The sequence below is a fragment of the Paenibacillus sp. 01T424 genome, assembly GCF_056398745.1.
Genome location: NZ_JBFTPZ010000001.1, coordinates 257,563 through 271,384, shown reverse-complemented (window position 1 = coordinate 271,384; position 13,822 = coordinate 257,563). Strand labels below are relative to the sequence as shown.

12 protein-coding genes are annotated in these 13,822 nt (G+C 45.2%); 11 read left to right on the top strand and 1 reads right to left on the bottom strand.

Annotated elements, in window-relative coordinates:
- The first annotated feature begins 94 nt into the window (after positions 1-94).
- The 11 genes from liaF (at position 95) to serC (ending at position 12,891) form a co-directional block, all read left to right on the top strand.
- Positions 95-1,114, top strand: a complete 1,020-nt coding sequence (gene liaF, locus AC1DPK_RS01010) for a cell wall-active antibiotics response protein LiaF (RefSeq protein ID WP_477508993.1) — start codon at positions 95-97, stop codon at positions 1,112-1,114.
- Between the two features lie 7 nt (positions 1,115-1,121).
- Complete coding sequence (locus tag AC1DPK_RS01005) at positions 1,122-2,135, top strand: sensor histidine kinase (protein ID WP_477508992.1); 1,014 nt, start codon at positions 1,122-1,124, stop codon at positions 2,133-2,135.
- Between the two features lie 17 nt (positions 2,136-2,152).
- On the top strand, positions 2,153-2,818 hold the full coding sequence (locus AC1DPK_RS01000; protein ID WP_076267598.1) for a response regulator: 666 nt from the start codon (positions 2,153-2,155) through the stop codon (positions 2,816-2,818).
- A gap of 75 nt (positions 2,819-2,893) precedes the next feature.
- A complete protein-coding gene (locus tag AC1DPK_RS00995; protein ID WP_076267599.1) occupies positions 2,894-3,307 on the top strand; it encodes a YugN family protein in 414 nt (137 codons plus the stop codon).
- A gap of 192 nt (positions 3,308-3,499) precedes the next feature.
- Positions 3,500-5,188, top strand: a complete 1,689-nt coding sequence (locus tag AC1DPK_RS00990) for a S1C family serine protease (protein WP_477508991.1) — start codon at positions 3,500-3,502, stop codon at positions 5,186-5,188.
- An 84-nt stretch (positions 5,189-5,272) separates the two neighbouring features.
- Complete coding sequence (locus tag AC1DPK_RS00985) at positions 5,273-5,965, top strand: response regulator transcription factor (RefSeq protein ID WP_076267601.1); 693 nt, start codon at positions 5,273-5,275, stop codon at positions 5,963-5,965.
- A 4-nt stretch (positions 5,966-5,969) separates the two neighbouring features.
- Complete coding sequence (locus tag AC1DPK_RS00980; protein ID WP_477508990.1) at positions 5,970-7,496, top strand: sensor histidine kinase; 1,527 nt, start codon at positions 5,970-5,972, stop codon at positions 7,494-7,496.
- Between the two features lie 37 nt (positions 7,497-7,533).
- Positions 7,534-8,514, top strand: coding sequence for a 4-hydroxy-3-methylbut-2-enyl diphosphate reductase (locus tag AC1DPK_RS00975; RefSeq protein WP_441908263.1), 981 nt, complete (start codon positions 7,534-7,536; stop codon positions 8,512-8,514).
- 297 nt (positions 8,515-8,811) lie between these two features.
- Entirely contained in the window at positions 8,812-9,873 is a 1,062-nt protein-coding gene (gene aroF, locus AC1DPK_RS00970; RefSeq protein ID WP_076267604.1) for a 3-deoxy-7-phosphoheptulonate synthase, read from the top strand.
- A gap of 290 nt (positions 9,874-10,163) precedes the next feature.
- On the top strand, positions 10,164-11,588 hold the full coding sequence (glnA, locus tag AC1DPK_RS00965; protein WP_076267605.1) for a type I glutamate--ammonia ligase: 1,425 nt from the start codon (positions 10,164-10,166) through the stop codon (positions 11,586-11,588).
- Between the two features lie 217 nt (positions 11,589-11,805).
- Positions 11,806-12,891, top strand: a complete 1,086-nt coding sequence (gene serC / locus AC1DPK_RS00960) for a 3-phosphoserine/phosphohydroxythreonine transaminase (RefSeq protein WP_477508989.1) — start codon at positions 11,806-11,808, stop codon at positions 12,889-12,891.
- Positions 12,892-12,990: 99 nt separating this feature from the next.
- On the opposite strand, the gene AC1DPK_RS00955 is transcribed toward serC, so the two are convergent.
- On the bottom strand, positions 12,991-13,713 hold the full coding sequence (locus AC1DPK_RS00955) for a response regulator transcription factor (protein WP_076267607.1): 723 nt from the start codon (positions 13,711-13,713) through the stop codon (positions 12,991-12,993).
- Between the last annotated feature and the right edge of the window lie 109 nt (positions 13,714-13,822).

Genomic DNA, 13,822 nt, shown 5'->3' with positions numbered 1-13,822 from the left:
TAACAATTCAATCGGTCGTCCCTTTTTCTATTGCATGTTGTCCGTTATACTAAGAATATCAAACGACGATGGAATCGTAAGGAGCTGGTGCCGCATGAACGGAAACTTCGCAAACCGGTTATTCACCGGGTTAATCATCATTGCAGTTGGCGTCTTGTTTTTACTGAATCAAACGGGTCATGTGGCCTTTGATATTGGAGATTTATTTTCTACCTATTGGCCTGTAATCATTATGATTGTAGGTATTCGCGGATTGTTGTCCAGCAGAACGTACGGCTCGGGTTCGAGCTGGTGGGGCGCGATTGTCCTATTAATCGGATGTGTATTTTTGGGACGCAATTTAAACTTGTTCTCATGGTCTATTGGCGACATCATTCCTTACATTTGGCCAATAGTTGTGATTTTAGTCGGGATCAATATTATTTGGAGACCAAGATCAAAACGCCAAGCTCCGCCAACAGATGATTGGAAATCTTACCGCCCTTACACTGATGAAGCGTCTGTTCCGCCAGCGCCGCCTCTTCACCCTGATCCAACGAAGCAGCCTGCGGACACGCACACTAAGGAAGAGAAGCAGGAAAGCGCATCAAACAAACCATATGATGATTTTTCTGCCACCAAGAAAGAGTATAAGGAATGGAAAAATCACCATAAATCAGAATACAAAAAAAATGAAAAAGAATGGAAACGAAATCATAAGGAGCATGTGGAATGGTGGAACCATAATGATTCCAATGTGCAGAATCGTTCCGGGTTTATTGGGGATATTCATATCGGTCATGATTATTGGGATTTAAAGCCGCTTAATATTTCCCATTTCATCGGTGATACCGTGCTTGATTTAACAAAGGCACAAGTATCCATGGGCGAAACCAAAATTCATGTATCATCATTTATTGGCGATGTAAAGGTATATGTTCCGAATGATTACGAAGTAGGCGTACAGGTTGTATCAAGCGCCTTTATTGGCGATGTGAAGGTGCTTGGCCAGAAAGAAGGCGGATTGTTTACGAATATCAATATTCAATCGCCAACTTATCAGGAAGCTAACAAAAAAATTAAGCTGGTCGTCAGCACGTTTATCGGAGATGTTCGTGTTACAAAGGTAGGGTGATTCGAGTATGATGGTTCGGTTTTTGAGGAGCGGAAAGTGGGAGCTCATCGGTATGTTTGTCATCGCATCAACCGTGTCTCTAATACTTGGAGCGGTGGTCTGGAATGGACTCTTAGATGAAGTCAATAAGACGGAAGTGCGCCTAGGGGCTGCCTCCGTCTTCCTCCTTGTCAGCGTGGCGTTCGGTTACTGGGCTGCACAGCGCATTGGACGCCGAATTGATACGCTTCATTTATCGCTGAAGCAAGCATCAAACGGCAACTACGGCGTTCGGATTACTGAGGGCGGTCATAATTCATTTAATGAGGTTTATCGTGAGTTTAATGAGCTCGCTCAGCAGATGGAAGAAAAGATGAAATGGCTGCAAGTACGCGGCGAAGAGTATGTGATGACGGAGTCTGCTTCTAATGAAGCGGCAGTGCTCGAGGAGCGCAAGCGTTTGGCAAGGGATTTGCATGATACAGTAAGCCAGCAGTTATTCGCTATCCATATGTGCGCTTCATCGCTTCCAAAGCTGCAGCAGGTTGATCGCGAACGAGCGGATTCTGTGCTTGAGCAGCTCGTCAATATGTCTAATTTGGCTCAGAAACAAATGAGGAACTTCATCGCTCAGCTGCGTCCTATGGAGCTTGAAGGTCGGACTTTATATGAAGCGCTTGATAAGTGGTTCCCTGATTATTGCCGCCAAAACAATTTGCAAGGTGAGCTGGAATGGCGCTTGAAGGAGCGTTTATCCGAAGCGAAGGAGCATCAGCTTTTTCTTATCGTCCAAGAAGCGATGGCGAATATCGTAAAGCATGCAAACGCAAAGGGCTGCACGCTGACAATGGCAGATACGGAACGGCAGGTTAGCATGATTTTGCAGGATGATGGAGTTGGCTTCAAGGTAGATGAGGTAAGACGCGGCTCATATGGACTGTCTACGATGCAGGAGAGAGCACAGAAGCTTGGCGGTGCAGCCGAAATTTGGAGCAAGTCTGGGAGCGGGACGAGGGTAAAGGTTACGATACCAAAAATGTAGCGGGGAGAGTATGAATAATGAATGCATCTGAACTAATAAAAGTAATGATCGTGGATGATCATGATATGGTAAGGACGGGCCTTCGAACTTATCTAATGCTGGAGCCAAAGCTTCATGTCATTGCAGAGGCGAGCAATGGACAATCAGCAATTGACTTGCTGAAGGCTAGCTCGGATGAAAATAGACCTCATATTATTTTGATGGATCTGATGATGCCCGGCATGGATGGCATTGAAGCCACAAGGGCGATTATCTCGCATTTTCCTGATATGAAAATCGTAATGCTGACCAGCTTCCTCGAAGATGACAAGGTTTATGGTGCGATAGAGGCTGGCGCTGTCAGCTACGTGCTCAAAACCGTTTCTGCAGAAGAGCTTATTTATGCGATCAGCGGCGCATTCAAAGGAATGCCGGTCATGACTGCTGACGTATCGCAGGCATTAACGAGAGGCTTAAGACAGAAGACTGCTCAGTCTGGTGACGAGGGGTTAACGGAACGTGAGAAGGAAGTTTTGCTGCTTATTGCAGATGGACAATCGAACAAAGAAATTGCAGAAGAGCTGCATATAAGCGTAAAAACAGTGAAAACACATGTCAGCAATTTATTGATGAAATGTGAGCTTGACGACCGTACACAGCTTGCAGTTCTGGCCCATCGCAAGGGCTGGGCTAATCGCACATAAAGGTGGAAATGGAAGGGTATACTACCTACTAGCAAAAAGAGATTAGAAATAAGCTAGTGCAAAGGAGACGCCTTCATGATACCCATTTCGTCCGTGCTGGAATCACGGGAGCAACATTTCTTAGAAACGAAAGAGCTGCTGGAGTCGCAGCAATTCACGCTTGGCGGCAACTGGGAGTATGCTGCTGGTTCCTTTGACCGCGCGCTTGATGATGCGAATAAGATTTGGCTTCGCATTCCTTTTGAAGTCATTGCTGGTCATATTGATGTTGGGGAAAAAGATAATGAAGCGAGGATTATACTCGGTACACCGTACGTGCTTAAGCATGAGTACAGAGAAGGAAATGATCCGGAAGCATCGGTACGTGTAGTCGGAGCGCTGTTTGATCAATTCCAATCACCGTCGAATCCAGATGCTGAAGTAGAACCGCAGTGGATTGATCGCGCAAAAGAAACATTAAATGAAGTAGAGCAGCTTTTTCCGCATTGATTCACATCGTAGAAGCACTCAAAAAAAACGCTGCCAAAATCATTTGGGAGCGTTTTTTTTATTTCTGTTTAAATTCCTTTTAAGTTTGTTTTAAGGTAGAATGTGCATGATAGAACTATATCAAATAACATGTTTCCGGATAGAATGCCAATTGGACGCATGATGCAATAAGATTCAAGGAGGAGAACGTACATGGACGATCAAAACAACAAAAAGGGATTTGACGACTTTTTCCGCAAAAATGAAGAGGGACATGGCTCAGCTGATAACAGCGAAAGCGTAAATGACTCCGCGCAGCCTATTTCAAATGAGTCATCGGAGCAGCCGGCAAAGCCATCTTATTATTATTCGTATGGGCCGTATAAGGCGAATTCTCAAGAAGGCGGGAATCCTTCAGCTTCTGGCTACGGATCGGAAAAGCCTAAGCTGATTCAAGATCAGCCGTACGGCAATACACATACACACGATACGCAAGCACAGGCATCCAGTGCAGAAGAAGCGAATGTACAATCGGATTCAACGATGGAATCTGAACGGGCAAGATCACAATCGCCTATGCAATCCCAAATACGAACGTTCACGCCGTCGCCGCAGTCCTCCAAAGGGCCATGGCAAGTAAGGGAACCGCGCCGGACTTCCTTTAAGGCCATTTTTTCATCGTTTCTAGCAGGTGTTCTTGTAGTAGGCAGCTTGATGTATACAGCGGACTTAAACAACTGGTTCACGAAAGAAGCCGCATTAACATCAAATACACAATCTAGCGGATCGGGTTCCACTGCTTCTGCGGGTACGACCAGCAACGGCGGTGCGGCTACAGTCGCGGATAGACCAGACAACATCGCTAAATTGTTCGAGACAGCAAGTCCAGCAGTAGTAAAAATCGAAACCTTCGTTAATACGGCAAAACGCAACAATAGCAACAACATGCTCGATGATTCGTTTTTCCGCCAATTTTTTGGCGATGATTACCCTGGAACGACACAGCCGGATGCAGGACAAAAGAATGAAGAAGGCAACATGCAGCAATCAGGCATCGGAACTGGGTTTTTCTTCGATTCAACAGGCTATATTTTAACGAATCAGCACGTAATCGGAGAATCTGACCAAATCAAAGTTATTGTTCAAGGCTATGATAAGCCATTCACGGCTGAATTACTGGGTTCTAGCTATGACTTAGACTTAGCGGTACTTAAAGTAACGGGCGACAAAGCGTTCCCAACGCTTCCGCTTGGCAACTCGGATACGATTAATATCGGCGACTGGGTTGTTGCAATCGGTAACCCATACGGCTTCGATCATACGGTTACTGTTGGCGTATTAAGTGCCAAAGAACGTCCGATTGATATCCCTGATACACAGGGAGCACGTAAATACGAGCATTTGCTGCAAACGGATGCTTCGATTAACCCAGGCAACTCTGGCGGTCCGCTTCTGAATGTGAACGGTGAGGTCGTTGGCATTAATACGGCAGTAAGCTCGCAAGCACAAGGCATCGGTTTCGCGATTCCGACGAGCACGATTCAAGATGTGCTGGAAAATCTTAAAAACAACAAGACGATTCCTAAGCCAGCCGCTCCATACATTGGTGCAGAGCTGCAGGATGTAACAGCGGATATTGCGAAGCAATTAGGCATGGATAAAGTAGAAGGCTCCATTGTACGTAATGTATACTATAATTCACCAGCTTACTTGGCTGAATTGCAGCAGTTCGACGTCATCGTCGGCATTGACGGCAAGAAGTACGCAAACACGCAAGCTCTTATTGATCAAATTAAAACCAAAAAAGTTGGCGATAAGATCGAGCTGAACATTTTGCGCAAAGGCAGTGCGATGAACTTGAAGGTTGAGATTGGTGATAAAAATACGTCAGGCGCTCAATAAAGCCTTACATGATGGATAGAAACAAAAAGCGCAGAGAGACAGCAGGCTCTGTGCTTTTTGCTGCAAATAGAGGGGGACATGCCGTTGAGACAGCATATTGTAGTTGTAGATGATGATGATAAAATTATTTCTTTGCTTCGCAGAAGCCTAGCGTTTGAAGGTTATGAGGTAACTACCGCTTCGAATGGAATGGAAGGGCTGAAGGTGCTGCTTAAGACCGAGCCGGATCTGCTCATTCTTGATGTGATGATGCCTCAAGTGGATGGCTGGGAAGTTTGCCGCCGTGTGCGCGAGGGAGGCAGTACGGTGCCGATTATGATGCTTACGGCAAAGGATGATATCAATGACCGGGTCAAAGGGCTCGATCTTGGGGCTGACGATTATTTGGTCAAGCCGTTTGCGCTGGAGGAGCTGCTTGCGCGAACACGCGCCTTGCTGCGCCGCAAAGCAGATAAAATCGAGCAGTCAAGCAATCAACTGCTTTATGAGGATTTGATTTTGGATATGGATGCCAGAGAAGCGATACGCTCGGGACGCCGTATTGAGTTGACGTCCAAGGAATACGATTTACTGCTGCTATTCATGGAAAATCCTCGGCGTGTACTTACGCGAGATGCAATTATGGAGAAGATTTGGGGTTATGACTTCAGCGGGGAGTCGAATGTGCTGGAGGTGTATATCGCGATGCTGCGCCAAAAGGTAGAGGACGGAGGCAAAAACCGACTCATTCAGACGGTTCGCGGCACCGGTTATGTGCTTCGCGGAGAGGCGGGTTAAGCATATGTCCATTAGGCTCAGGCTCACGCTTTGGTATTCGGGTTTGCTTGCGGTAACATTGATCGTTTTCGGGATATTTATATATATTTTTGTTAATTGGAACACGTATGCTGAGGTTAAAGAACAAATGTTGGTTCAAAATAGTAAAATCAATGTTATCGGTGCAACTAATTTTCTAGATGAAACTTTGGATTTAATAGTAGGTCCTCAATTTCGAATTGACAAAAAAGACATGTATATTCAATTGGTAAATTATAAGGAAGGCGCTATTAAGCAATCAAACAACTTCCCTTATGAATTTGTTATACCGTATCCTGAGGTCAATACTAAGCCTAAAAAGGGTTTTGTTAAAATCCACGTCGAAATTAACAAAAACAAATATGCTATGCTCACATATCAGCGACCTGTTTATTTAGAGAGTGATAACAGCTTAGTGGGTTTAGTCCAAGTGGGTGTATTCTCATATAATGAGGAACGATTCCTGAATGGATTACGTACTATTCTCATTTTTTCATCATTAATTGTTGTTTTTATTGCCTTTACAGTAGGGCTATTAATTGCACGTCAGGCACTTCGTCCAATTGAACGTGTCATTCGTGCTACAGAGCAAATTGAAAATGGTGCTGATCTCAGTGTACGGATTCCTGTCATGGGGCCGAAGGATGAGATAGGAAGGCTTGTGAGTACGTTAAACGTGATGCTTGCGCGTTTGGAGATGGCATACAATGAGCTTGATGAAGCTTACAAGGCGCAGCGCAGGTTCGTATCTGACGCGTCTCATGAGCTTAGGACGCCTTTGACGACAATTCGAGGCAATATTGAGCTGCTCGAGCGGATGTGGACGCGAGTTCGAGAGACGAATAGAGATATCGATACGGGCGAGTGGCTGCCGCTGGATTCGGATCGATGGGATATGTCCAAAGAAGCGATGAGCGATATATCTGCTGAGGCGATTCGTATGAGTACGCTCGTTAATGATCTGCTTGCGCTTGCGAGAGCAGATGCGGGTTATACGATGGAGAAGACGCCGCTTGACCTGCTGCCGCTTACAGAGGAGGTTGTGCGCAGAGCACAGCTGCTCCCGCGTACAGCTGAATGGAAGCTTGGCGATCTATCGGCATTGGATGGGGTGCGCGTCAATGCCAATCACAATTATTTGCAGCAGCTGTTATTTATTTTTATTGAGAATGCATTCAAATATACGTCGGAGGGTACGGTTGAGCTGAGTGCGGTCAGAAGGGATTTACAAATCGGCTTCGTTATCCAAGATACAGGGATTGGGATGAATCCAGATGAAATCCCGCATATTTTCGATCGCTTCTATCGAGCGGACGAATCACGGGGAGTTACCGTCGGTACAGGTCTTGGATTATCCATTGCAAAATGGATTATTGATGAGCATAAAGGTTCTGTAGAAGTGCTCACCAGCGAAGGAAATGGAACGAAGTTTACGATTTGGCTTCCAATTAGCTTTTCTGACACGTCTCATTCGTCTATAATAGTAGCAACGGATGAAATGAAGGATTCATAGCTGTTACGCATATCCGGTCAGAAAGCAGGTGCAATAAATGGAAATCGTTAGAATATCACCGCGTGGTTATTGCTATGGCGTCGTCGACGCGATGGTACTGGCTTTGCAAACGGTCAAAAACTTGGAGCTGCCGCGACCTATTTATATATTAGGTATGATTGTCCATAATGCCCATGTTACAGAAGCATTCGAGCAGGAAGGTGTCATTACGCTTGATGGCGCCAACCGACTCGACATTTTGGATCAAATCGAACAAGGCACCGTTATATTTACAGCGCATGGCGTCTCGCCAGAAGTGCGTCAGCGTGCTCGTGACAAGGGGCTTTCCGTTGTGGATGCGACATGCCCAGACGTTACGAGAACTCATGATCTCATTCGCGATAAATCGGCGGAAGGCTATCATATTATTTATATTGGCAAGAAGGGCCATCCTGAGCCCGAAGGAGCGATCGGCGTTGCGCCGGAGCATGTTCACCTCATCGAAAAGGAAGAAGAAATTGCTGCGCTTAATGTGCCGGAAGGGCGCATTCTTATAACGAACCAAACGACGATGTCGCAATGGGATATTCGTCATGTGATTAGCAAGCTCCTTGAGCGTTATCCTACTGCAGAGGTTCATAATGAAATCTGCATGGCAACTCAGGTTCGTCAAGAGGCGGTAGCAGAGCAAGCAGGCGAAGCGCAGCTTACAATTGTAGTTGGCGATCCGCGAAGCAACAACTCGAACCGTCTAGCACAAGTATCCGAGGAGATCGCAGGAGTGAAAGCTTACCGCGTTTCCGATGTGTCAGAGATTGAACAGGAGTGGCTGAAAGGCATCGATCGTGTCGCAGTTACATCTGGTGCGTCTACGCCGACGCCGCTTACGAAAGAGGTTATTACTTATTTAGAGCAGTACGATCATAATAATCCGGAGACATGGGAAATCCGTCGTACGGTCAATATGAATAAGCTGCTGCCTAATGTTCGAGTGAAGTCGACCCCAGCGGCAACGGCAACTGCAGAGAAACCTGAATAAATAGCTAACATGAAGAGAGAGATGAGACTAGTGATTGATGCAGAAGAAGCATCATGAATGAGTCTCTTCTCCTTTTTTTATTATGACGGGGTTGACGAAAATGAGTTTCTCTTGTATATTTACTTTAGCGGTTAAAAGCGTAGAAGCTTAAAAGCTACGAAGCATAAAAGCCATAAAGTAGATATCCAATGATTATGAGAAAATGAGGCGCGCTTCGTGCGATGCCATGCATTTATTAAGCAAAAGTTTGTACATTTTTTTTGCCCAAATCCCACAATAAATTTAGGAGTGATCCCTATGATCGTTATCACGAATTCAAATATTGCAGAAGAACGCATTACAGAAATTGTTGCTCATATTGAAAGAGCAGGAGTTCAAGCACATGTATCAAGAGGTACGGATCGCACGGTAATTGGAATTATTGGCAAAGCAGAACCTACGCTTGCTGAGCATTTGCGTCAAATGAAAGGTGTGGAAAACGTTATTAAAATTTCGAAATCATACAAGCTAGCAAGCCGTGACTTTCATCCGGATGATACAGTTATTGACATAAAAGGCGTGAAAATCGGCGGAAGCAATCTTGTTATAATGGGCGGACCTTGTGCTGTTGAAACACCGGAGCAAATCGACGAGATTGCTCGTTTAGTAAAAGCGGCTGGCGGACAGGTGCTGCGCGGAGGCGCCTTCAAGCCGCGCACAGGGCCTTACAGCTTCCAAGGCGTAGGCGTGGAAGGGCTTGTTATGATGGCGGAAGCGGGTAAGAAGCACGGCCTTCTGACGATTACAGAAGTCATGACGCCAGAATATGTGGATGTATGTGCAGAATACGCGGACATTCTTCAAGTAGGTACACGCAATATGCAAAACTTCGATTTGCTGCGCAAGCTTGGAACGATTCAAACGCCTGTACTGCTTAAACGTGGATTCAGCTCAACCTATGACGAGTTTTTGAATGCGGCGGAGTACATTTTGGCAGGCGGTAATCCAAATGTCATGTTGTGTGAACGCGGAATCCGAACATTCGAAACTTACACGCGCAATACGCTAGATTTATCTGCAATTCCAGTGCTACAATCGCTTAGCCATCTGCCAGTTATTTCTGACCCGAGCCATGGAACAGGCCGTCGTGAGCTGGTTGAGCCTATGTCGAAAGCTTCAGTAGCGGCTGGCGCGAACGGATTGATCGTTGAAATGCATACCGATCCAGATAACTCGATGACTGGCGATGGGGTACAATCCTTGTTCCCGGACCAATTTGCTAACTTATTGAAGGACCTAGAGAAGCTGGCACCGATCGTTGGCAAACAGTTTGATACGCCAAAAGCACCAGCAGAAGCTTTTGTAGAGTGGAAAATCTAACCTAACATCAAACCAAACTTTGTCATCTTAGGATGGCAAAGTTTTTTTTGTTTTTTGTGTAACCGTTCTCAAAAAGCCTTATAAATAAAAGGATCTCAGCTTTTTTTATTGAGGATTTGTGAACAAACGTACAAACTTGTAAGTATACCTAACATGAGTTCAAAAAATACCTTACATAGCTATTGACGGAGATTGAGGGCTAGTTTTATAATAACGACATGGATTTGGAGCAATAATTGAACAATACTTGTTCAACACTACGCTAATGTTCGGAAATGGAGGAAATTATAATGTCAGTTCAAAATGTTTTGGACAATATTAAAGAAAACAGCATTATGTTTGTAGATTTCCGCTTCGTGGATCTTCTAGGTAAGGCTCACCACATCACGCTTCCTGCTGCTGAGGTTGATGCTGATACTTTTGTAAACGGAGTAGCTTTTGATGGATCATCAATCCACGGTTTCCGCGGTATCGAAAATTCCGATATGGTTATGATGCCGGATACAGAATCCGTATTTATTGATCCTTTCACTGATCATCCTACACTGAATGTTATGTGTAATATTCATACACCTGAAGGCGATCGTTATGACCGTGACCCACGCAGCATCGCTCAAAAGGCTGAAGAGTATCTTCAAACTACGGGTATTGGTACGACAGCATTTTTTGCACCAGAACCTGAATTCTTTATTTTCGACGAAGTTCGCTATGAAAGCACAATGAACGCATCCTCTTATGTTGTTGAATCCGAGGAAGCTGGCTGGAACACGAACCGTAAAGAAGAGGGCGGAAACCTTGGTTCGAAAATTCCAGTTAAAGGCGGCTATGTTCCTGTAGCTCCTATCGACTCCCAACAAGACATCCGCAGCGAAATGGTTCGCCTATTGCAGGAATCGGGCCTTCGCGTAGAACGTCATCACCATGAAGTTGCAACTGCTGGTCAAGCAGAAATCAACTTCCGTTTTGACACATTGACAAAAACAGCCGACAATCTTATGAAATTCAAATATATTATTCACAACACAGCTCGCCAATATGGCAAAACGGCTACTTTCATGCCGAAGCCACTATTCGGTGACAACGGTAGCGGTATGCACGTTCATGCTTCTATCTTCAACGGCGATACTCCTTTGTTCTATGACAAAGGCGCTTACGCTAACCTAAGCGAAATGGCTATGCACTACATCGGCGGCGTACTTTACCACGCTCCGGCTTTGATCGCAATCACTAACCCAAGCACGAACTCATTCAAACGTCTTGTGCCTGGTTACGAAGCGCCGGTTAACCTTGTATTCTCAAAAGGCAACCGTTCTGCAGCCGTTCGTATTCCGATTGCAGCTGTAACACCTAAAGGCTGTCGTATTGAATTCCGTACGCCGGACAACACAGCTAACCCTTACCTTGCATTTGCAGCGATGCTGCTTGCAGGTCTGGACGGCATCAAGCGCAAGCTTGATCCAGTAGCTCTTGGTTACGGTCCTTTCGACAAAAACATCTACGAATTGCCAGAAGAAGAGAAAAAAGAAATCCGCAGCGTTCCTGGAACGCTTGACGAGGCGCTTAATGCCCTTGAAGCAGATTCCGATTTCTTGACTGAAGGCGGCGTATTCTCTAAAGACTTCATTGACAACTACGTTGCAGTAAAACGTCAAGAAGCTAAAGCTGTTGCAATCCGTATTCATCCGCATGAGTTCAGCCTTTACTACGATTGCTAATCAATCGTTCAAGAAATATAAGAAACGGGTCCCTCTAGGACCCGTTTTTTTATGGTTTGTAAAGATAAAATGAACGAAATCCGAATGTTTATTGACAGTATTGCGTCATACGTTCGACTTTTAATTTATTTAATATGCGGAATACACTTGATGCAGCCCTTCAAAATTGCTATCATATCCATATCATAAATAAAGAAACAGAGGTGGGTATCCGAAGATGACACGAGCATTTAATTTTAATGCAGGACCAGCCGCAATACCACTTGAGGTGCTGAAGCAAGCCCAGGAGCAATTTGTTGATTATCAGGGCGCGGGGATGTCCATTATGGAAATGTCTCACCGCAGCAAAATGTATGAAGAAGTGAACAATCAATCGCAAGCCCTGCTTCGTGAATTGTTCGGAATTCCAGAAAACTATGAAGTTTTATTGCTGCAAGGCGGCGCGAGCACACAGTTTGCTATGCTTCCTCTGAATCTTCTGCAGCCTGGCAAGCCAGGCGCTTACGTCATGACAGGAGCTTGGGCTGACAAAGCGCTTAAAGAAGCGAAACTTGTCGGAGAAACGGTTATTGCTGCTTCGACTGAAGCTGACAAATTTATGCGTATGCCGACTTTGTCAGAAATTGAAGTTCCGAGCAATGCTTCCTATGTACATTTAACATCAAATGAAACGATCGGCGGAACGCAGTTCCAAGAATTCCCTGACACTGGTGATGTGCCACTAATTGCGGATATGTCCAGTGATATTTTGAGCAGACCGATTGATGTGAGCAAATTTGGCGTCATTTATGCCGGCGCACAAAAAAACCTAGGTCCATCAGGCGTTACCGTTGTCATCATTCGTAAGGATCTTATCGAGAGCAGCAACAAAACGATTCCAACGATGTTCCGTTACAGCACGCATGCGAAGAGCGGCTCGTTGTACAATACACCGCCGTCTTTCTCGGTATATATGGTGAAGCTGGTTCTGGAGTGGATCAAGGCAAAAGGCGGAGTTTCTCAGCTTGAGCAGTACAACCGCGACAAAACGAAGCTGATCTATGACGCTATCGATCAAAGCAGCGGCTTCTACACGGGCTGTGCTCAGCCGCAAAGCCGTTCGCTTATGAATATTACTTTCCGTATTCAAACGGAGGAGCTTGAGGCTCTGTTCGTTAAGGAGTCGTTGAAAGAAGGTTTTGAAGGCTTGAAGGGTCATCGCGATGTTGGCGGCCTAAGAGCTTCAACATACAATGCAGTTCCGCTTGAGAGCTGCCAGGCGCTTGCACAATTCATGGCTGACTTCCAAAAACGGAACGGTTAATAAGTAGTTTTGATTTCACGCCTATTATTGCTAGAATAGAAACAGCCTGCTTCTAATATAGAAGCAGGCTGTTTTTTGGGTATAGAAGTTATAAGTTCATTAAGCTTGGGCAAGACTGCTCTCAGCAATATGAGGACCGTTTAATTTATAACCGACATTGCGGACGGTCATAATATATTCCGGCGTACGTGCGTTTTTCTCGATCTTGTCGCGCAGATGGCTAATATGAACGTCGACGATTCGTGTGTCACCGAGGAAATGGTAATCCCAAACGCCGTGAAGCAGCTGCTGGCGGCTAAGCACTTTTCCTTTGTGGCGGCATAGGAACAATAGCAGTTCAAATTCCTTTGGCGTAAGCTCAACGGATTTGCCGTCTATGAATACTTCGCGCTGTTCAACCTGAACCTTCAAGCGGCCAATGTTGAACGTTGTGTCATCAGCAGTGCCTGGAAGCGATTGAACTCTGCGGAAAATAGCTTGAATACGGGAAACAAGCTCCTGCGGGCTAAAAGGTTTAGTCATATAGTCATCGGCACCATTATCAAGACCAGCTATTTTATCGGTTACGTCTTGAAGTGCAGTCAGCATAACGATGGGTACAGCATTGCTTTGCTTGCGCAGCTCGCGGCAAACTTGGAGTCCATCCATTTTTGGCAGCATGAGATCTAGAACAATTAAGTCGGGACGGAAAGGTTTAAGCATTTCGAATACAGCTTCACCATCACCTACACAACGTACATCATAACCTGCCAGCTTTAAGTTAAATTCAATCAACATTGAAATAGATGGTTCGTCATCCACGATCAAAATTTTTTTTCGCATGATTCAGCTCTCCTCCATGTGTTTCCGCCTATTATGGTTCTATTATGAAGGTTGAAATTATGCTTGAGATTAACGGTACGTAAAGTGGGTGTAAAAATATTCGTCATTT

Bases quoted from the DNA above. Each gene is read 5' to 3' on its own strand.
- liaF (WP_477508993.1), top strand. From the start codon at position 95: ATGAACGGAAACTTCGCAAACCGGTTATTCACCGGGTTAATCATCATT.
- AC1DPK_RS01005 (WP_477508992.1), top strand. From the start codon at position 1,122: ATGATGGTTCGGTTTTTGAGGAGCGGAAAGTGGGAGCTCATCGGTATG.
- AC1DPK_RS01000 (WP_076267598.1), top strand. From the start codon at position 2,153: ATGAATGCATCTGAACTAATAAAAGTAATGATCGTGGATGATCATGAT.
- AC1DPK_RS00995 (WP_076267599.1), top strand. From the start codon at position 2,894: ATGATACCCATTTCGTCCGTGCTGGAATCACGGGAGCAACATTTCTTA.
- AC1DPK_RS00990 (WP_477508991.1), top strand. From the start codon at position 3,500: ATGGACGATCAAAACAACAAAAAGGGATTTGACGACTTTTTCCGCAAA.
- AC1DPK_RS00980 (WP_477508990.1), top strand. From the start codon at position 5,970: ATGTCCATTAGGCTCAGGCTCACGCTTTGGTATTCGGGTTTGCTTGCG.
- AC1DPK_RS00975 (WP_441908263.1), top strand. From the start codon at position 7,534: ATGGAAATCGTTAGAATATCACCGCGTGGTTATTGCTATGGCGTCGTC.
- aroF (WP_076267604.1), top strand. From the start codon at position 8,812: ATGATCGTTATCACGAATTCAAATATTGCAGAAGAACGCATTACAGAA.
- glnA (WP_076267605.1), top strand. From the start codon at position 10,164: ATGTCAGTTCAAAATGTTTTGGACAATATTAAAGAAAACAGCATTATG.
- serC (WP_477508989.1), top strand. From the start codon at position 11,806: ATGACACGAGCATTTAATTTTAATGCAGGACCAGCCGCAATACCACTT.
- AC1DPK_RS00955 (WP_076267607.1), bottom strand. From the start codon at position 13,713: ATGCGAAAAAAAATTTTGATCGTGGATGACGAACCATCTATTTCAATG.